The organism is Actinoallomurus sp. CA-142502 (genome assembly GCF_050936355.1).
Classification (GTDB): Bacteria; Actinomycetota; Actinomycetes; order Streptosporangiales; family Streptosporangiaceae; genus Actinoallomurus; species Actinoallomurus iriomotensis.
Genome location: NZ_JBNJMY010000001.1, coordinates 5978164 through 5995954 on the forward strand (window position 1 = coordinate 5978164; position 17791 = coordinate 5995954).

16 protein-coding genes are annotated in these 17791 nt (G+C 72.1%); 6 read left to right on the plus strand and 10 right to left on the minus strand.

The genetic code is table 11. The annotated features are described in order from the left end of the window. Positions 1 to 37: 37 nt before the first annotated feature. A complete protein-coding gene (locus ACQEV1_RS28495; RefSeq protein ID WP_433397385.1) occupies positions 38 to 1114 on the plus strand; it encodes a methionine ABC transporter ATP-binding protein in 1077 nt (358 codons plus the stop codon). A 1-nt stretch (position 1115) separates the two neighbouring features. After that, positions 1116 to 1775, plus strand: a complete 660-nt coding sequence (locus ACQEV1_RS28500) for a methionine ABC transporter permease (protein WP_433397387.1) — start codon at positions 1116 to 1118, stop codon at positions 1773 to 1775. A 17-nt stretch (positions 1776 to 1792) separates the two neighbouring features. Here the strand turns inward: ACQEV1_RS28500 and ACQEV1_RS28505 are convergent, their stop codons facing one another. Both ACQEV1_RS28505 and ACQEV1_RS28510 read right to left on the minus strand, forming a co-directional pair. Beyond that, positions 1793 to 2704 carry a GlxA family transcriptional regulator gene (locus ACQEV1_RS28505; RefSeq protein ID WP_433397389.1) on the minus strand — a complete coding sequence of 304 codons (912 nt, stop codon included), beginning with the start codon at positions 2702 to 2704 and terminating at the stop codon, positions 1793 to 1795. Positions 2705 to 2708: 4 nt separating this feature from the next. After that, entirely contained in the window at positions 2709 to 3239 is a 531-nt protein-coding gene (locus ACQEV1_RS28510; protein ID WP_433397391.1) for a cysteine hydrolase family protein, read from the minus strand. Between the two features lie 247 nt (positions 3240 to 3486). On the opposite strand from ACQEV1_RS28510, the gene ACQEV1_RS28515 reads away from it, so the two are divergent. Both ACQEV1_RS28515 and ACQEV1_RS28520 read left to right on the plus strand, forming a co-directional pair. Then, the gene (locus ACQEV1_RS28515; protein WP_433397393.1) at positions 3487 to 6702 is read left to right on the plus strand and encodes a sugar transferase; all 3216 of its coding nucleotides are present in this window, start codon (positions 3487 to 3489) and stop codon (positions 6700 to 6702) included. A gap of 9 nt (positions 6703 to 6711) precedes the next feature. Beyond that, complete coding sequence (locus ACQEV1_RS28520; protein ID WP_433397395.1) at positions 6712 to 7419, plus strand: phosphatase PAP2 family protein; 708 nt, start codon at positions 6712 to 6714, stop codon at positions 7417 to 7419. 15 nt (positions 7420 to 7434) lie between these two features. On the opposite strand, the gene ACQEV1_RS28525 is transcribed toward ACQEV1_RS28520, so the two are convergent. Beyond that, a complete protein-coding gene (locus tag ACQEV1_RS28525; protein WP_433397397.1) occupies positions 7435 to 8133 on the minus strand; it encodes an SDR family NAD(P)-dependent oxidoreductase in 699 nt (232 codons plus the stop codon). Further along, positions 8130 to 9158: an amidohydrolase family protein gene (locus ACQEV1_RS28530; protein WP_433397399.1), complete on the minus strand. Its 1029-nt coding sequence runs from the start codon at positions 9156 to 9158 to the stop codon at positions 8130 to 8132. Before ACQEV1_RS28530 ends, ACQEV1_RS28525 begins: the two co-directional genes overlap by 4 nt. 70 nt (positions 9159 to 9228) lie before the next feature. Between ACQEV1_RS28530 and ACQEV1_RS28535 the strand changes: the two genes are divergently transcribed. Further along, on the plus strand, positions 9229 to 9789 hold the full coding sequence (locus ACQEV1_RS28535; protein WP_433397401.1) for a TetR family transcriptional regulator: 561 nt from the start codon (positions 9229 to 9231) through the stop codon (positions 9787 to 9789). Here ACQEV1_RS28535 and ACQEV1_RS28540 read toward each other — a convergent pair whose 3' ends face one another. After that, on the minus strand, positions 9790 to 10893 hold the full coding sequence (locus ACQEV1_RS28540; protein WP_433397403.1) for a PP2C family protein-serine/threonine phosphatase: 1104 nt from the start codon (positions 10891 to 10893) through the stop codon (positions 9790 to 9792). Positions 10894 to 11125: 232 nt separating this feature from the next. Here ACQEV1_RS28540 and ACQEV1_RS28545 point away from each other — a divergent pair, with 232 nt between their 5' ends. Then, positions 11126 to 13384 (plus strand): Orn/Lys/Arg decarboxylase N-terminal domain-containing protein, encoded by a 2259-nt coding sequence (locus ACQEV1_RS28545; RefSeq protein ID WP_433397405.1) that lies wholly within the window; start codon positions 11126 to 11128, stop codon positions 13382 to 13384. A 12-nt stretch (positions 13385 to 13396) separates the two neighbouring features. Here ACQEV1_RS28545 and ACQEV1_RS28550 read toward each other — a convergent pair whose 3' ends face one another. From ACQEV1_RS28550 to ACQEV1_RS28570, 5 genes are read right to left on the minus strand one after another with little or no spacing between them, the layout of a single operon-like run. Further along, positions 13397 to 14161, minus strand: a complete 765-nt coding sequence (locus ACQEV1_RS28550; RefSeq protein WP_285634322.1) for an amino acid ABC transporter ATP-binding protein — start codon at positions 14159 to 14161, stop codon at positions 13397 to 13399. Further along, positions 14158 to 15105, minus strand: coding sequence for an amino acid ABC transporter permease (locus ACQEV1_RS28555; RefSeq protein ID WP_285634325.1), 948 nt, complete (start codon positions 15103 to 15105; stop codon positions 14158 to 14160). The genes ACQEV1_RS28550 and ACQEV1_RS28555 overlap by 4 nt, the downstream gene beginning before the upstream one ends. Positions 15106 to 15110: 5 nt before the next feature. Continuing rightward, complete coding sequence (locus ACQEV1_RS28560; RefSeq protein WP_433397408.1) at positions 15111 to 16043, minus strand: ABC transporter substrate-binding protein; 933 nt, start codon at positions 16041 to 16043, stop codon at positions 15111 to 15113. Then, positions 16040 to 16849: a nitrilase-related carbon-nitrogen hydrolase gene (locus tag ACQEV1_RS28565; RefSeq protein WP_433397410.1), complete on the minus strand. Its 810-nt coding sequence runs from the start codon at positions 16847 to 16849 to the stop codon at positions 16040 to 16042. Before ACQEV1_RS28565 ends, ACQEV1_RS28560 begins: the two co-directional genes overlap by 4 nt. Further along, positions 16846 to 17784 (minus strand): hypothetical protein, encoded by a 939-nt coding sequence (locus ACQEV1_RS28570; RefSeq protein WP_433397412.1) that lies wholly within the window; start codon positions 17782 to 17784, stop codon positions 16846 to 16848. Before ACQEV1_RS28570 ends, ACQEV1_RS28565 begins: the two co-directional genes overlap by 4 nt. Positions 17785 to 17791: the final 7 nt, after the last annotated feature.

Genomic DNA, 17791 nt, shown 5'->3' on the forward strand with positions numbered 1-17791 from the left:
GCCCGGGACCGCACGGTGCCGGGCCACCGCCGCGATGATGTCCGTCACCACCAGCGACGCCGAGCCCTCCGGCTCGGCCGCCGAAGCATACGTGCGCTTCGAGCACGTGACCAAGCGCTTCCCGGCGAACGGCCGGCGCGGCGCGCCCCTGACCGCCCTGCGCGACGTGAGCCTCGAGATCGCCCGCGGCGAGGTCTTCGGCGTCATCGGGCACTCCGGCGCCGGCAAGAGCACGCTGGTACGGCTGATCAACGGGCTGGAGACGCCGTCGGAGGGGCGGGTCCACGTCGGGCCGCACGAGCTCACGGCCCTGTCCGAACGCGAACGCCGCGGCGTACGGCGCGACATCGGCATGATCTTCCAGCAGTTCAACCTGTTCCAGTCGCGCACCGTCGCGGGCAACGTGGCGTACCCGCTCAAGGTCGCGGGTGTCGAGCGAGCCGAACGCGACCGCAGGGTGGCGCGGCTGCTGGACTTCGTGGGGCTGCTCGACCGCGCCCACCACCATCCGGAGCAGTTGTCCGGCGGGCAGAAGCAGCGGGTGGGGATCGCCCGCGCCCTGGCGACGGAGCCCTCGCTGCTGCTCGCCGACGAGGCCACGAGCGCGCTCGACCCGGAGACGACGGGCGACGTGCTCGCTCTGCTCCGGCGGGTCAACCGTGAGCTGGGCGTCACGATCGTCATCATCACCCATGAGCTGGACGTCATCCGCGCCATCGCGGACCGGGTGGCGGTGCTGGACGATGGCGAGCTCGTCGAGTCCGGGAGCGTGTACGAGGTCTTCGCGCATCCGCGCACCGAGGCGGCCGCCCGTTTCGTCGGCACGACGCTGCGCGACCGGCCGTCGGCCGCGACGCTCGCGCGGCTGCGGCGCACGCACTCCGGCCGTCTCGTCACCGTCCGGGTGCGTGACCGCAGCGGCTTCCAGAGCGCGCTGGCCGGCACGTTCCTGCGCCATGAGGTCGCGGCGGAGATCGTCTTCGGCGGCATCAGCGAGCTGCAGGACCGGCCGGTCGGGAGCCTCACCTTCGAGCTGACCGGCCCACCGGGCGCCGTGGACGCGTCGCTGGCGGCGCTGCGGGCCGACGGCGTCGAGCTGGTGGAAGAGGACTGAGATGCACGAGTTCATCGCCAACCTGCCGGTCTTCCGCGAGGCGATCGGGCAGACCTTCTACATCGTGCTCATCTCCGTGGTGGCCGGCGGTGTGCTCGGCCTGGCCATCGGCCTCGTCCTGTACGCGACCCGGCCGGGCAACCTGATGGCCAACCGGCCCGTGTACGTCGTCGCCAACATCCTCGTCAACGTCGTACGGCCGATCCCGTTCGTCATCTTCCTCACCGCGATCCAGCCGCTGATGCTGCACACCATCGGCACCACGATCGGCACGAACGCGGTCACCTTCGCGCTGTCGCTGTCCGCGGCGTTCGCGGTCAGCCGCATCGTCGAGCAGAACCTGCTGACGGTGAGCCCCGGCGTGATCGAGGCGGCGCGCGCGGCCGGGGCCCGGCCGGTGAGCATCATCGTCACGGTGCTCATCCCGGAGGCACTCGGCCCGATCGTCCTCGGCTACACGTTCATCTTCGTCGCGGTCGTCGACATGTCCGCCCAGGCCGGGCTGTTCGGCGGCGGCGGCCTCGGCGACTTCGCCATCACGTACGGGTCGCAGCGGTACAACTGGCCGATCGTCTACATCACCGTCGCCACGATCATCGTCATCGTCCAGGCGGGCCAGTTCCTGGGCAACTGGCTCGCCCGCCGCGCGCTACGCCGCTGACCCGAGCGGTCCGTGAGTCATGTGACGCGGGCGCGGAGGCGCCGGAGCATACGGGCGTCGTCGAAACCCACCTCGCGGGCCGCGGCCTCCATCGTCGTTCCGTGGTCGATCAGGTGCTGGGCGCGTTCCAGCCGGAGCGTCTGCTGGTACCGCAGGGGCGTCAGCCCGCCCGTGGCTCGGCTGAACAGCCGCGTCAGGGTGCGTTCGCTGACGCCCGCACGGGCGGCCAGGTACGCCAGCGGCAACGGCTCGGCGAGGCGGTCGTCGATGAGGTCCTGGGTGCGGTGGACGGTGTCGTCCACGTGCGAGCGATGCCGCAGCATGGCGCTCTCCTGCGGCTCGTGACCGTTGCGGCGAGCGTAGATGACCATGTCCCTCGCCACCCGGGCGGCGAACGCCGGGCCGTGCCGGACGGCCAGCAGGTGCAGCGCCAGGTCGATGCCGCTGGCGATCCCCGCCGAGGTCATCACGCCGTCGTCGGTGGTGAACAGGACGTCCCGCACCACCGTCGCGCGGGGATACCGGGCCGCCAGCTCGTCCTGGTGCTGATGGTGTGTCGTGCACCGGCGCCCGTCCAGCAGACCGGCCCGGCCCAGGGCGTCCGCCCCCGCGCAGACACTGGCGACGGTCCCCCCGGCGGCGTGGTGAGCGCGCAGGCGCTCCACGCAGGCCGGGCTCGGCCTCGGTCCCTCGCGCAGCGTGGCCGCCCGCCAGCCCGGCACCACGATCAGGTCGTCGGCGCCCAGGACAGGCCACCGGACGTCCGCGGTCAGCGGCAGGCCCTGGGCGCTGGGGACCTGCTCCCGCTCGGCCACATAGCCGAGCCGGTAAGGCTGCCCGAAGTGCGCCGCCGTATCGAACACCTGGGCCGGGCCCGCCAGGTCGAGCAGGTGGACCCCTGGCAGCAGGACGAACACGACACGCCTCACGCCATCATGCTCCCAGCTCGGCCACCGTGGCGATCCGGGCGAACCGATCGCGCAGCACCGTCTCCGTACGCTCGATGATCTCCTGGGCGGTGAGCCCGCCGAGCGGGTTGGTCGTGGTGGCATCGGTGACGAAGACGACCCGGTACCCGAGGTCGCTGCCGACCCGGGCGGTCGTCTCCACGCACTGCTCGGTGCGGATGCCGCACAGCATCAGCTCCCGGACGCCGGCCTCGGTCAGCAACTGCTGCAGGTTCGTGTTGGTGAAGGCGTTGTGCGAGGTCTTGTGGAGCACCGGCTCGCCGGGCTCAGGCCGCTCCAGCTCCTCCAGCAGCCGCACGTGGCCTTGCGCCGGGTCGAACACGCCCTGGCTGCCGGGCTCCGTGTGGAGCACCCAGACCACCAGGTCACCGCTCGCGCGGGCGAGACGGACCAGTCGGTTGACCGGCTCCGCGATCTTCGGATCGGCGATCCGGGCCCACTCCGAGCGGGCCCGGAAGGACTCTTGGACATCCACCACGACAAGCGCTCGATTCATGCTTCCACTCTGACGAGGGGAGGCACTGGAGCGGCAGGCCCGATCCGGACGTAGGGCGGAACGATCCGGTCAGCGCCGGACGCCGGCACGCCGGAAGAGAGGAGGAACGTTCCGCTAAGGTGCGCAGCGGCCTGTCCGAGATGATCACGGAGGTGACCGTGCGGCGCCCGATGTTCTCTGACGAGCGGATCGAGTGGCCCGGCGGCACCGCGGTCACCGGTACCGGCGCTCCCCTTCGTGTCGCCTGATGTCGGGGTTCAGCGTCACACCTGAGATCTGGTTGGGCGCGGGACGAGGCGTCGCCGACGTCTCGGAGGACCTGGCGCACGGAGTGGACACGTTCTCCCGGGCGATGGCCGCACGGCCCTTCGGGCGGGACGATCTCGGGCGGAGTCTGTACGAGGGCGACCGGCGCTCACCCGGGTTCGTCGGGTTGCGCGACGACCTGCTGACCGATCTGACCGCCGCCGTGAACCTGCTGCGGGGAATGGGAGCCGGGCTGGTCGACGCCGGCGGCCGCTACGTCGAGGCGGACGGCGTGATCGTCGATGGGCTGGGCGTCCAGCGGCGCCCGGCGCCGCCGTCGCCCGGCACACCGGCCTCCCTGCGGGAGTACCGGCCGCCGGAGGGGCCCGAGGACCTGCCGTCGACGGTGCCCGCCCCAGGAGTCGTCCGCGCGGCGAGATGGTTCTTCGAGGCGGTGGGACTCGGCTACGCGTGGCCGGACGGCGACCTCGGCGGGATCGCGACGATGCGGGACGCCGCGACGGCGATGGCGGCCGTGGTCGATCGGGCGGCCGTGGACGTCGCCGCGCATGCCGGGCGGGTGACGGGCAGCGGAGACGGGGCCGCCACGGACGCGTTCGGGTCGGCCGCGCGGGTCGTGCACGGCGAGGACGGCCTCCTGGAGGAGCTGAAGGGCCGCTGCGACCGGCTCGCCGGGTACTGCCGGACGTCGGCCGGCGCGACCGTCAAGGCGCGGTGGCACTTCGTGGCCTCGGCGACGTTCGTGGTGTCCCTGGTCGCGGCCGCGAGCGTCCTCGGTCCGCTGTCGGAGACGGTGCTGGCGCCGTTGATCCGGCTGGAGGGCCTGGCCCTGCGGATCATCCTGCTGACGATCCGCGAGGCGGCGCTCGGCGCCGCGTTCACCGGCGGCCTGGACGTCATCGACCAGCTGTTCCGCATCGGTACGGTCGAACCGGCCGAGCTGGCCCGGGCACTGTGGCAGGGATCGATCGCCGGCGGCCTGATGGGCGGCGCGCACGCGAGCCTGCCCGCGCTGCTGCGCCGGGCACCCGCGCTGACCGCCCTGGCCGACGCCGTGGAGTCTCCGGCGTGGAAGGGCATCGCGCCCCGTTTCGTCGTCGGAGGCGCCGTGGCGACCGTCGCGACGGCGGCCGCCGGACGGGCGAGCGGCGACGGCTGGGGGTGGAGGCACGCGGCCGAGAACGGGTTCGGCATGGCCTTCGTCGGCGCCGGCGTCGAAGCGGTGCACAGGACGCTCGGCCGGAACCGCGAGGGCGCCGACCTGGCGGCGGACGCGCCCGCACCCGCGGACAGGATCGGGCCGTACTGGCTGAACAGCCCCGGGAAGAGACGGCAGGACATCAGGCTCGCCATGGCGCTCGGTCCGGTCGCCGGCGTGCCGGTCGCCGCCGGAGCGGCGGTGAAGTTCCTCGAAGACCGCAAGACGCCGTTCTTCTCGCAGTGGAGAGTCGGCAAGGACGGCGTGCCGTTCCGCATCCACAAGCTCCGCACGATGAGCAGCTCCAAGAGCACGGACGCCAGCCTGGGTTCCGGCGACCCGCGGGCCACCCGGGTCGGCAAGGTGCTCCGCAAGTTCACCATCGACGAGCTGCCCCAGCTGGTGAACATCGCCAAGGGGGAGATGTCGCTCGTCGGGCCGCGCCCGCTGCTGGCGGGCGACATCGAGACCATGGCCCGCGTCCTGGGCCCCGACCGGTTCCGGGAGTGGTACGCGGCCTATACGGGCAGCCGGCCCGGCCTGATCAGCATGTTCGGCAACGAGAGCGTCCATCTCGCCCCCCAGACCGACGCCTACCTGCTCCGCCGGGCCGAACTGGACATCGAGTACTTCCACAACGCCAGCCCCGAACTCGATCGGAAGATCGTGAAGGCAACGTTGAACGTCGGCCTGACGTTCGTCGGGCACCGCCCGCCCGCGTCCGAGGCCCACCCCGTACGGGCCGACGCCGATCACGCCCCTCCCCCGGCGGAGGCGGACCGGGCGGACGGCGCACGGCGGAGCTCCATCCCCGGCGGTCGCGTCTTCGCCGGGCATCCCGAGACGCACGATGACACGTCCGCGCGTGCGACGCCGGAGAGCGACGCCGTGAGCACACCGCACCACGGCGTCTCCCCGGACGGAGACGTCGTCACCGGCCTGCCCGCCGACGTCAAGAGATGGTGGGACGCGCTCACGCCGGATCGGCGGCAGTCGTTCCTCCACGGGCACGCAGCCCGCATCGGCGCCCTGGACGGCATACCCGTCGTCGTCAGGGACCGGGCGAACCGCGCGGTCCTCTCCGAGCAGGAGATCCGCCTGGTCGAGGAACGCGACCGCGTCCTGGCCTCGGGGCGGCCGGGCGAGGCCGCGCGACTACGGGACCTGGAGGACCGGCTGGGCGGCCTCCGCGCCGTACGGGACCGGCTGGCGATGCCGCCGAACGTCGACCATCCGCGGCCGTACCTGCTGGCGCTCGACACCGAGGGCACCGGACGGGTCGTCATCGCGTTCGGGAATCCCGACACCGCCGCGAACGTCGCGACCTATGTTCCGGGCGCGAAGGCGCGGCTCGGCAACGCCGAGGCGCACATCCGCGTGGCCGACGCGATCGCGCGTTCCGCGTGGCGGGCGGGTTCGTCGTCGACCGCCGTGATCGCCTGGGCCGGTTACCCGGCTCCGCGCACGCTCGTCAACGCGATGAGCCGCCGGTTCGCGGACGCCGCGGCGCCCCACCTCCACCGGTTCCAGGACGGCCTGCGCGTCACCCACCAGGGGTCGCGTTCGCACCACACGGTGATCGGATACAGCTACGGAAGCGTGGTCATCGGGCATGCCGCGCGGGACGGTGTCCTGAACGCCGACGACGTCGTGTTCACCGCCGCCCCGGGCGTGGGAACCGCTCACGCCGGCCGGCTCCACCTGGCGGCCGTGCCCCCGGGCGACACGGGCTACTACGTCCACGCCACGATCGCCCGGTGGGACTTCATCCGGGCCCTCGGCCTCCACGGTCCGCAACCGGCGGGCCGCCGCTTCGGGGCCACGACGTTCCGGTCGGCCCCGGGCACGCGGGGCCCCTGGTACCTCGGCGGACTGAGCCGGGAGGCACACCGTGAGTACTGGACGAGCGACACTCCCACGCTGGCCCGGATCGGGGAGATCGTCGCCGGTCGGCACCGCGCGGACACGAATACTACCGGTGTAGTACGTCTGCGGTAGTGTCGAGCGATGCGTACCCGAGCCGCCGACACCGCGCCGCCGGTCCGCGCGCCGGTGCTCGCCAAGGCGGGGAGGATCACGGTCGCGGTCGCGGCCGTGCTGCTGGTGGCGCTGTTCACCGCCGTCGTGCTCCGGCACGGCCGGCCCTTCTCCCCCGACCTGTCACTGCATCGCTGGAGCGTCGCCCATCGTCCCGGCGCGGCGAGGGCGGCGGCGGCCGCTCTCACCGCCACCGGCGTCGGCGTGGTGCCGTACCTGCTCGCGCTGGTCGCCGGGGCGCTGACCAGGCGCGGCGCGCGCGAGCGGGCGCTGGCCGCCGCCGCGGCGATGCTGACCCTGCTGGTCGTCCAGCTCGCGCGGTTCGGGCTGGCCACCGCCATCGGCCGCGGACGGCCTCCGGCGGCCGACTGGGCCGTCCACGCCTCCGGGTTCGCCTTTCCCTCCGGTCACACGGTGACCTCGGCGACGGCGGCCGGGCTGCTCATCTGGGCGCTGTGCCGCCACCACGGCGGCCGGCCCCGAACGGTCGCGGTGTGCCTTCTCGCGTTGTGGGCGGCGGCCGTCGGGCTCACCCGGATCTATCTCGGGGTGCACTGGCCGACCGACGTGGCCGGTGGATGGCTGCTGACGGTCGTGCTGTTCGGCCTGGCGGCGCTGGTCGTCCCGCGCCTGCCGGCCGTACGGCCCCGCGACCGGGAGCCCAGGGCCCGTACCTGAGCACGCCCCTGCCGCTCACCAGGCGACGGTCCGGCCGAGGTAGTCCAGGTAACGCAGGCCGGGACGGCCGCGTTGGGCGTCGATGGTCGTGACGAGGCCGGGGATGCTCTCGCCGATGGTGAGGCGGGCGTCCGGGCCGCCGAGTTCGGTCCTGACCCAGCCGGGCGCCATGAGCAGCAGCGTCCGGCCGTCGTCGCGGTGACGAGCGGCGTAGCTGCGCATGAGCTGGTTGAGGGCGGATTTGCTGGCCCGGTAGATCTCGAAGCCGCCGCGCTCGTTGTTGGCGATGCTGCCCTGGCCGGAGGACATGATCGCGATGGTGCCGTCCGGGCCGACGAGCCCGCCGAGCGTTTCGATGACCCGCATCGGGCTCAGCGCGTTGGTGACCATCAGGCGGGTGAACTCCTCGGTCGTGACGTCCGCGGTGGTCTCCTCCGGGCGGTTGGTGACGCCCGCGTTCACGAAGAGCAGGTCGAACGTCCGGGCACCGAGCCGGTCACGGAGGGCCTGAACCTGTTCGGGCGCGTTGATGTCGACGTGTTCGATCTCCAGCCGCCCGCCGACGGTGTCCCGCAGCTCGTGCAGCGCGGTGCGCCCGGTACCGCGGACCGTGGCGACGACGCGCGACCCGCGGTCGACGTACTCCGCGGCGATCGCGTGGCCCAGGCCGCGAGAGGCGCCGATCAGGAGCACGGTGGCGTTCTTCGAGCTCATGAGCGTCCCTGGAGTCGTGCCGTCTGGTCGTCCGCCGCGGATGAGGGCAGGCGGTAGAGCGACTCGGCGTTGGCGTGAGCGATCTTCCGCCGGTCCTCGGGGTCGGGAAGCGTCCGCAGGAAGCCGGTGACGGCCGCGGCGTCGAGCCGGTGGAAGGGATAGTCGCCGGAGAGCAGGATGCGATCGACGCTCGTGAAGTCCAGCGCGTGGCGGAGCAGACGCGGGAACAGCATGCCGCTGGTCGTGATGTGGATGTTGGTCGCGAAGTACTCGGCGACGCGCCGTTCGAGGTGGGTCGCGATGGTGGAGAGGCTGTCGACCCGGTCGAGCGCGAACAGCAGCATCTCGCCCCAGTGCCCCAGAACGAGCTGCAGGTCCGGGTGGCGGTCGAAGACGCCACGCAGGATGAGGCGGAGCGCCGCGGTGCCCGCCTCGAGGTGCCATCCCCAGCCGAAGGTGGCCAGGGCGAGGTCGAGGGTCGCGTCGAATCCCCGGTAGGACGCCTCGCGGACCGCGTCCGGGGGAATCTGGGGATGGAGGAAGACCGGCTGGCGCAGGGCGGCGGCGGCCGCGAGCAGATCGTCGTAGGCGGGGTCGTCCAGCGGGCGCTCGCCGCTGCGGCCGTAGGACATGATCCCCACGTGACCGGGGTCGTTCGCGGTCCGCTCGAGCTCGGCCACCGCCGCGTCCGGGTCCGACATCGGCAACGTCGTCATCGCCCGCAGACGGGTCGGGTGGCGACCGGTCGCCTCGCTCATGCGGTCGTTGGCGTCCCGGCTCAGCTCGATCGCCTCACCGGCCGGGAGTCCGTGGGTCCCCGGCGGGGCGAGCGAGAGGATCTGAACGTCGACGCCCGCCGCGTCCATCGCCGCCACCCGCTGCTCACCGATGTCGAACAGCCGCGCGGGAATGTCCCCCCGGTCGTTCAGGGCCACGCTCTCGTCTCTCGTGCCCGCCGGCCGGGCTCGCAGCGCCCGGTCGATCCCCTCGGTGGTCCAGTGCTCCTCGATGGTGACGACTCTCATCGCGCTCCTTTGGCTCATGTTCTGTTGAGCGAGCCTAGCACTTTCACTCAACGACTGTAGAGTGAGAGGCGTGGATGAACCGAAGACGCGCGCGGCCAGACGCGCCGCCACCGCACAGCGGATCCTCGAGGCCGCTCAGACCGAGTTCGGCGAACACGGACTCGAGGGGGCGACCGTCCGCTCGATCGCGCAACGCGCCGGGGTCGATCCCTCTCTCGTCATTCAGCACTACGGCTCGAAGAACGACCTCTTCGCCATCGCGATCCGGCTGCCCCGGGAGAGCACCGGCGACGACGTCGCCGGACACCTCTTCGACGTCCTCGATGTCCGCCTGGGCGAGCTCCCGCCCGAGACCCGCGCCCTCGTACGGTCGATGCTCACCGCGCCGGAGGCGACGGAGGCGATGCGCGACTTCCTCAACGAGCGGGTCACGAACCTCGCGCGCGCCGACGGTGGCGACGACGCCGACCTGCGGGCGGCGCTGACCGTGAGCAGCATCCTCGGGCTCACGATCGCGCGGCATTTCCTCCGGCTCGACGCGCTCGCCGAGATCTCCGGGCCGCAGATCGAGACGACCGTCCGTCCGTGGCTCACCGCGGCCCTCGACGAGGGCGTCAGGCCCGCCCGCTGATCAGGCGGACCGCAGGATCGCGATCATGGCGGCGTCGTCGCCCAGGCGTCCCCGGACGTGGGCGGTGAGGTCGTCGCGCAGGCGCGCGATCAGGCCTCCGGGGTCGGTGCGCGGCCAGCCGGCGACGCGTTCGGCCAACGGGTAGAAACGGCCGCCGGCGTCGCGGGCCTCGATCACCCCGTCGGTGTAGAGCAGGAGCAGGTCGCCCGGTGCGAACGGGAAGGAATCGGCCTTCCCCCCGGTACGGGCCAGGCCGCCCAGGCCGAGCGGGAGGGCGGGCTCGCGGGCCGCCAGTTCGACGACGCGGTCGCCGCTGAGCAGCAGCGGCGCCGGGTGTCCCCGGTTGATGATGTGCACGATCGGCTCGTCGTCGGGGATGTCCACGGCCACGGCCGTGACGAAGCACTCCTCGGCGTCGGTTCCGTCCGTGTCCTGCTTGGCGGGCTCGAAGCAGGCGGCGTTGTCCAGGAAGTCGAGGAGTTCCGGCAGCGCGGCCTGCTGGTGGGCGGCCGCGCGGAAGGCCCCGGCCACCAGGGCGGACGTGTCGATGGCGGCCAGGCCGTTGCCCCGGACGTCGCCGACGATCACGCGCGTTCCGGATCGGATCCGGGCGGCCGCGTACAGGTCACCGCCGATCTGCGCCTCCTGCTCGGCGGTGAGGTAGACCGACGCGATGCGCAGCGGGCCGATGCGCTCCGGCAGCGGGCGCATCAGCGCGTGCTGGGCGATCTCGGCCACCTCCCGGACCTTCGTCAGCTGGCGCCGGTGCCGTTCCCGGACGGTGGCGAAGAACACGATCAGGGCCGAGACCACCGCGAGGGCGACGATGTGCGTCTCGTTCTCCATGGTCCCGGCCCCGCGCTCGATCAGTACGGTGACCAGCTCACCGGCGACGGCGACGACCGCGATCAGGGCGACCAGGCCGGGTCCGGCGAAGGCCGCCGTGATCGCGGGGGCCACGATGAGCAGCGGCCCCAAGTGGATGCCGGGACCGATCGCGACGTCGGTCACGACGATCACGACGATCACGACGAGCGGGATCACCAGCAGGGCGGGACCCGGGCGCCACGACCGCCGGAGAGCCGCGTACCAGGTAAGACGCATCTTCTCTGCCTACCTCATGGGCCGAGGCGCCAAGCCGCCGGGAGGCACCCGGCAGCGGAACGCGCACCACACCGGCCACAGGGACGCTGTGCCGTCACCTCACTGTCGGCGCGCCGGACGGCACTTTACGTTCGCCGGACTCCGCGATTACATTTCGCATTGGCCCCACGACTGTTGGTAGTGACCGAGCGCGATGCCGGCCCGGCATCCCGCGGCGACCCGGAGGTCCCCCATGGAGCACATGGTTCTCATCGCCGTCGACGAGCGACCGGACGGGGACTCCGCCGTCGCCGAGCAGTTGCGCCGCCTCCGTACGGCGATGGACGGGCACGGGGTGCAGGTCCGCTGGACCCACCGGAGCACGGACGCGCTAGCGGTGATCCGGTCGGACGCCACGCTGACGGCGGTGCTGGCCACGTGGGACGCGGCCGGCGCGGAGGAGATCATGACGGCGGTGACCAAGCGGTTTCACCGGCTGCCGGTCTTCCTGTTGACGACCGGCCACGAGCCGCGCGACGTTCCGCTGTGGGTGCACGAGGTGATCCAGGGCTACGTCTTCCCGCTCGAGGACACTCCCGGCTTCATCGCCGGGCGCATCGCGCACGCGGCCGAGCAGTACGCCGAACAGATGCTCCCGCCGTTCTTCGAGGCGCTGCGCCGCCTGGAGGACAGCCACCGCTACTCCTGGCACACGCCCGCCCACGCCGGGGGTGTCGCGTTCCTCAAGTCGCCGGTGGGCCGGGCGTTCTTCGACTACTACGGCGAGCGCCTGCTGCGCACGGACCTGTCCATCTCCGTACCCGAGCTGGGTTCGCCCCTGGAGCACACCGGCCCGATCGGCGACGCCGAACGCAACGCCGCCCGCGTCTTCGGCGCCGAGCGGACGTTCTTCGTGGTGAACGGCAACTCCACCGCCAACCGCGTCGTCGGCCACCACGCCATCGCCCGCGACGACTTAGTGCTGGTCGACCGCAACTGCCACAAGTCCATCCAGCACTCCCTCACCATCACCGGCGCCCGGCCCGTCTACCTGGTGCCCGAGCGCAACGGCCTCGGCCTGGCCGGGCCGATCCCCGCCCATGCCCTCTCCGCGGCCGCCGTACGCCGCAGGCTGGCGGACCATCCGTTCGCCGACGGGGCGGCCGGGCCCGACCCCACCTACGCGGTGATCACCAATTCGACCTACGACGGGCTGTGCTACGACGCGGTCGGCGTCGCCGGTCTGCTGGGCGCGTCGGCGCCGCGCGTCCACTTCGACGAGGCGTGGTTCGCCTACGCCCGGTTCAACCCGTTGTACGAGGGCCGGTACGGCATGGCGGTGGACGGGCGTACCCTGCCCGGCCCGGACCGCCCGACGGTCTTCGCCACGCAGTCGACGCACAAGCTGCTGGCCGCGCTGTCCCAGTCGTCGATGCTGCACGTACGCTCGTCGCCGCGCGCGCCGGTGGACCACGACCGGCTCAACGAGACGTTCCTGATGCACGCCAGCACCTCGCCGCTCTACCCCATGATCGCCTCGCTGGACGTCGCGGCGGCGATGATGGACGGGCCGGCGGGCGCGTTCCTCACCGGCGAGGCGATCGTCGAGGCGGTCCGCTTCCGGCAGGCGATGGCCCGGCTGGCCATCCGCATCCGCCGGGACGGCACCCGCCCGGACTGGTTCTTCGGCGTCTGGCAACCACCGCACGTGACCGATCCCGGTACGGGCGAGACGGTCGCGTTCGAGGACGCGGATCCGGAGCTGCTGGCCACCCGGCCCGGCTGCTGGACGCTCGAACCCGGTGCCGCCTGGCACGGGTTCGACGGGCTCGACGACGGCCACTGCATGCTCGACCCGATCAAGGTGACGATCACCTGTCCCGGCGCCGACGCGGCGGGCGGCACCACGGAATGGGGCGTGCCCGCCCGCGTCGTGGCCGCCTACCTGGAACGCCGCGGCATCGTGGTGGAGAAGACCGGCGACTACACCCTGCTCGTGCTGTTCTCGCTCGGCATCACCAAGGGCAAGTGGGGCACGCTCATCGACGCGCTGATCGACTTCAAGAAGGCCTACGACGACCATCTTCCGCTGGCGGAGGTGCTGCCCGGGTTCGGCCCGTCCGGTGTGACGCTGCGCGGGCTCTGCGCGCGGGTCCACGGCAGCATCCACGACTCCCGGCGCGGTGTGCTGCTCGACCAGGTCTTCACCGACCTGCCCGAGCCGCGCCTGACGCCGGCCGACTGCTACCAGGCGCTGATCCGGTCCAGGACGGAGCGGGTGCCGCTGCGCGACCTGGCCGGCCGTGTCTCCGCCGCGACCGTCGTCGTCACCCCGCCGGGCATCCCCATGCTGACGCCCGGCGAGTCGACCGGCCCGGACGACGGTCCCCTGATGCGCTACCTGCACGCCCTGGAGGACTTCGACCGCGCGTTCCCCTACCTCGCCACCGACATCCACGGCGCCCACCGCGACGACGACGGCCGCTACTGGATCGAGTGCGTCACCACGTGACGCACTCGACGGTCACAGGACCTTGCTGAGGAAGGCCTTCGTCCGCGGGTTGGCCGGGTTCTCCAGCACCTGCGACGGCGGCCCGGACTCCACGACCAGGCCGTCGTCCATGAACACCACCCGGTCCGCGACCTCGCGGGCGAAGCCGATCTCGTGGGTCACCACGATCATGGTGAGGCCGTCGTCGGCCAGGCTCTTCATCGTGGCCAGCACCTCGCCGACCAGCTCCGGGTCGAGCGCGCTGGTCGGCTCGTCGAACAGCATCAGCTTCGGGCGCATGGCCAGGGCGCGGGCGATCGCGACCCGCTGCTGCTGGCCGCCGGACAGCTGCCGGGGATAGGCGCCCGCCTTGTCCTCCAGCCCGACCCGGCGCAGCAGCTCCAGCGCGTGCTCACGGGCCCGCGCCGACGGCTCGCGGCGCACGCCGGTGGGCGCCTCCACGATGTTCTGCAGCACGGTGAGGTGCGGAAACAGGTTGAACTGCTGAAACACCATCCCGATCTCCCGGCGCTGCCGGGTGATCTCGCGCTTGCGCAGGTGCCGTACGCGCCCGCCCTCGGCGCGAAAGCCGATCAGCTCGCCGTCGACGTGGATGGAGCCACCGTCGATGGTCTCCAGATGGTTGATGCAGCGCAGGAAGGTGGACTTGCCCGACCCGGACGGACCGAGGACGACGACGACCTCGCCGGCCGCGACGTCCAGGTCGATGCCGTTCAGCACCTCCAGGTGCCCGAACCTCTTCCGCACTCCCGCGGCGTGCACCATCGCGGTCGTCATGACGGCACCTCCGGAGTCTTGGCGCGACGGCGGAGCAGGGCGAAGTCCCAGAAACCCTGGGGCGCCTGGCGGGTCGCGCCGCGTGCGTAGCGGCGTTCGATGAAGGACTGCCCGACATACAGGATCGAGGTGATCAGCAGGTACCAGAGGCAGGCGACGATGAGCAGCGGGATCGTCTGGAACGTCCGGTTGTAGATGGACTGGACCGTGTAGAGCAGGTCGGCCAGGGCGATGACGCTCACCAGCGACGTCGCCTTCAGCATGTTGATCACCTGGCTGCCGGTGGGCGGGACGATGAACCGCATCGCCTGCGGCATCACGACCCGCCGGAACGTGCGCGCGTCGCTCATGCCCAGCGCGTGGGCGGCCTCGGTCTGGCCGGGATCGACGGCGAGCAGACCACCGCGGATGATCTCGGCCATGTACGCGGCCTCGTTCAGGCCCAGGCCGAGGATCGCGGCCAGCAGCGGGGTGATCATGTGGTTGGTCTCGCCGCTGACGAACTCCGGCCCGAACGGCACGCCGAAGGAGATCCTCGGCAGCAGCGCGGACAGGTTGTACCAGAACACGAGCTGGACCAGCACCGGGATGCCCCGGAAGAACCAGACGTACAGGCCGCAGGCGCCGCGCAGCAGGCGGTTCTCCGACAGACGGCCGACGGCGAGCAGGACGCCGCCGACGATGCCGACCGCCATGGCGACCACGGTGAGCTCGAGCGTGATCGCGATGCCGTGCCCGATGATCGACGCGTTGACGTACTCGCCGACCACGTGCCACTCGAAGTTGTCGTTGGTGACGAGCAGGTGCACGAGCTGCGCCGCGAGGACGAGCAGCACGAGCGAGGCGACCCAGCGCAGCGGGTGCCGCGGACGCGTGGCCCCGGCCACGTCGACCTCCGCTCGGCCCTCGCGTTCTTCCTCGGTCCGCCGGTCGGTGACGGTCATGTCCATCACCCCTCTCTCGGCGCCAGGTTGACGCCGGGCTTGGTCAGGATGTTGGCGCTCAGCCCCCACTTGGTCATGACCTTGGTGTAGGTGCCGTTCTTCACCAGGGTGCGCAGGGCGTCGAGGAGCACGTCGCGCAGTGGCGAGCCCTGGGCGACGACCGCGCCCTGGTACAGGTCGGCGAAGCCGTTGGCCTTGCCGGTGCCGGCGAGCTGCAGGTCCTTGCCGGACTGCTGGACGAAGTACGTCAGCGGGGCCTGGGAGGAGAAGAACCCGTCGGCCCGGCCGGAGCGCACGGCGAGGATGGAGGTCGGCTGGTCCTTGTAGGACTGCACCTGCACCCCGGGGCGGCCCTGCGCGGTGCAGGTCTTCGACTGCTTCTTGATCACGTCCTCGGCCGAGCCGCCGGCCATCACCGAGATCCGCAGCCCGCACGTGTCGGCGATGGAGCCGATGTGCTTGGGGTTGCCCTTGGGCACCGCGAAGACCACGAACTCCCGCACCCAGTCGACGAAGTCCGCGGCGCTCTCACGGTCGGGGAAGTCGCCGATCGGGCCGATCGCGAAGTCGTACCGGCCGGCCTTGATGCCGGTCAGCTCGCTGGGCAGGCCGTCGACGGTGACGTGCTCGATCTTGACACCGAGGAGCTGGGACAGGGCGGTGGAGAAGTCGGCGGAGGCGCCGCTCAGCGAGCGCCCGTCGGAGCCGGCGATCTCGTACGGCGGGAAGGACCCGTTGTTCACCGAGATGAGTCGTCCGGCGGCCCGCACCTTGGCGGGCAGCCGGTCGTGCAGCTTGTGGTCGGTCGTCTGGCGCAGCTCCGCCGGGTCGACGCCCTGGGACTTGTGGCCGCCCAGGATGCCCTCGGCCTCGGGCGGGTTCTTCCCGCACGCGCCCAGGAGCAGGACCGCGGCGAGTACGGCGATGATGCCTTTCAACACCACTCCTCCAGGGGACGGATCGCCGGGTCGACGGCGAACCTGCGGTTGGCGAGCACGGGGAGCCGCCGGCGGGCCTCGCCCAGTTCCTCGCGGTCGGCGGTCGCCCAGGCCAGGCCGGGCGCGTCGGCGAGCCGGGCGCGTACGGTGCCGAGCGGATCGACGATCATGCTGGCGCCGATGTTGCGCCGGCCGCACTCGCCGGAGGCCGCGACGTAGCAGGTGTTCTCCAGCGCGCGGGCGACGGTCATGACCTCCCAGTGCCACTCCTTGGCCGGCCCGCGTACCCAGGCGGCGGGGAGGGCGATCACCTCGGCGCCACGGTCGGCCAGCAACCGGGCGATTTCCGGGAATCTTACGTCGTAGCAGGTCATGAGGCCCACGGCCCATCCGGCGCAATCGAAGACCACCGGCTCGCCGTCGCCGGGGCGGACGCGGTCGGACTCGCGGGACCCGAACGCGTCGTACAAGTGGATCTTGCGGTACGAGGTGACGAGCGCGCCGTCGCGGACCGCGACGAGCGTGTTGAACACCTTCCCGTCGCCGGCCGGCTCGTGCAGCCCGGCCACGACGGTGACCGACGTCCCGGCGGTGCGCTCGGCCAGCGCCGTCACGAACGGGCCGTCGAGCGGCTGGGCGACCTCGGCGATGCGGGCGGGCTCGTCGATGAACAGGGCGAGAGAGTCCTCGGGCAGCACCAGCAGGTCCGCATCGCCGGCGACGGCCTGGTCCACCAGCGCCAGGCAGGACTTGAGGTTGGCGGGCCAGTCCTCGGTGGCGGCGAACTGCCCCACGGCGATTCTCATGCGAACAACTCCTCGGGGTCGATCGGGTGCGGGGCGATGCCCTGCTCGTGCAGCTCGGTGCAGAACGCGGCGGTCATCGCGGCGTTGGCCGCGGCGCCGTAGGGCATCCAGTCCGAGCCGAAGATCCGCGTGCCCGCCTCCAGCTCGGACAGCAGCCACGGCGTCGTGTCGGCCAGGTGCCGCCGCCGCGCCAGCCAGTGCCGCTTGGACTCCTCGAACGCCTCCTCCAGCGCCGCCGGCAGCCACGGATGCTCGTCGACCACCTCGCGGCGCAGCGCCAGCAGGTGGATGCCCGGCACGAAGCCGGTCCGGCCGAAGTAGCCGAGCTCGGCGCCGCGGTGGTCGTCGTACAGGTGGCGGAAGCGGCTGGAGGAGGTGAACATCTCCTCGGGCATGAACGGCGTGAAGATCGCGTCGTAGCGGCCGTCCGCGAGCCCGTCCACCAGCGACTCGTCGGTCACCGTGACGTTGGCGGGCAGCGGACGGGGGCCGACGCGGTCCTTGCCGGTCTCCCCCGCCGTCAGCGGGCCGACCGTCCAGGCGATGCCGCCGAGGTCGACGCCGGCCGAGCGCAGGATCGCCCGCGTCCAGGTGTTGCCCGAGTCGGGCCAGCCGGTCAGCCCGATCCGCGCCCCGGCCAGGTCCTTGGCGGTGGTCAGGCCGCTGTCCCGCCGTACGAGGACACAACGGTGCCGGAACCCGCGCATCACGAAGATCGGCAGACCGGCCAGCCGGTCGTCGCCGTCGCCGCGTCCCAGGGCGTACCGGCTGAAGGAGGTCTCGCCGCCGTCGAGCCCGGGTTCCCCCAGAACGTCGGGGGTGACGGCACGGGACTCGATCTCCAGCTCGAAGCCGCGGGGGCGGACCCGGCCGGTGACGAGCGGGACCAGATGATCCCAGTCCCGCAGGGCGAGGCGAATGCGTGGAACCGACACAACGCTC

What these genes read in the sequence shown, in the direction of transcription:
- ACQEV1_RS28565 (WP_433397410.1), bottom strand. Translation starts at nt 16,849, where the DNA reads ATGAGAATCGCCGTGGGGCAGTTCGCCGCCACCGAGGACTGGCCCGCC.
- ACQEV1_RS28550 (WP_285634322.1), bottom strand. Translation starts at nt 14,161, where the DNA reads ATGACGACCGCGATGGTGCACGCCGCGGGAGTGCGGAAGAGGTTCGGG.
- ACQEV1_RS28525 (WP_433397397.1), bottom strand. Translation starts at nt 8,133, where the DNA reads ATGAGCTCGAAGAACGCCACCGTGCTCCTGATCGGCGCCTCTCGCGGC.
- ACQEV1_RS28545 (WP_433397405.1), top strand. Translation starts at nt 11,126, where the DNA reads ATGGAGCACATGGTTCTCATCGCCGTCGACGAGCGACCGGACGGGGAC.
- ACQEV1_RS28495 (WP_433397385.1), top strand. Translation starts at nt 38, where the DNA reads ATGTCCGTCACCACCAGCGACGCCGAGCCCTCCGGCTCGGCCGCCGAA.
- ACQEV1_RS28500 (WP_433397387.1), top strand. Translation starts at nt 1,116, where the DNA reads ATGCACGAGTTCATCGCCAACCTGCCGGTCTTCCGCGAGGCGATCGGG.
- ACQEV1_RS28540 (WP_433397403.1), bottom strand. Translation starts at nt 10,893, where the DNA reads ATGCGTCTTACCTGGTACGCGGCTCTCCGGCGGTCGTGGCGCCCGGGT.
- ACQEV1_RS28510 (WP_433397391.1), bottom strand. Translation starts at nt 3,239, where the DNA reads ATGAATCGAGCGCTTGTCGTGGTGGATGTCCAAGAGTCCTTCCGGGCC.
- ACQEV1_RS28520 (WP_433397395.1), top strand. Translation starts at nt 6,712, where the DNA reads ATGCGTACCCGAGCCGCCGACACCGCGCCGCCGGTCCGCGCGCCGGTG.
- ACQEV1_RS28555 (WP_285634325.1), bottom strand. Translation starts at nt 15,105, where the DNA reads ATGACCGTCACCGACCGGCGGACCGAGGAAGAACGCGAGGGCCGAGCG.
- ACQEV1_RS28515 (WP_433397393.1), top strand. Translation starts at nt 3,487, where the DNA reads ATGTCGGGGTTCAGCGTCACACCTGAGATCTGGTTGGGCGCGGGACGA.
- ACQEV1_RS28530 (WP_433397399.1), bottom strand. Translation starts at nt 9,158, where the DNA reads ATGAGAGTCGTCACCATCGAGGAGCACTGGACCACCGAGGGGATCGAC.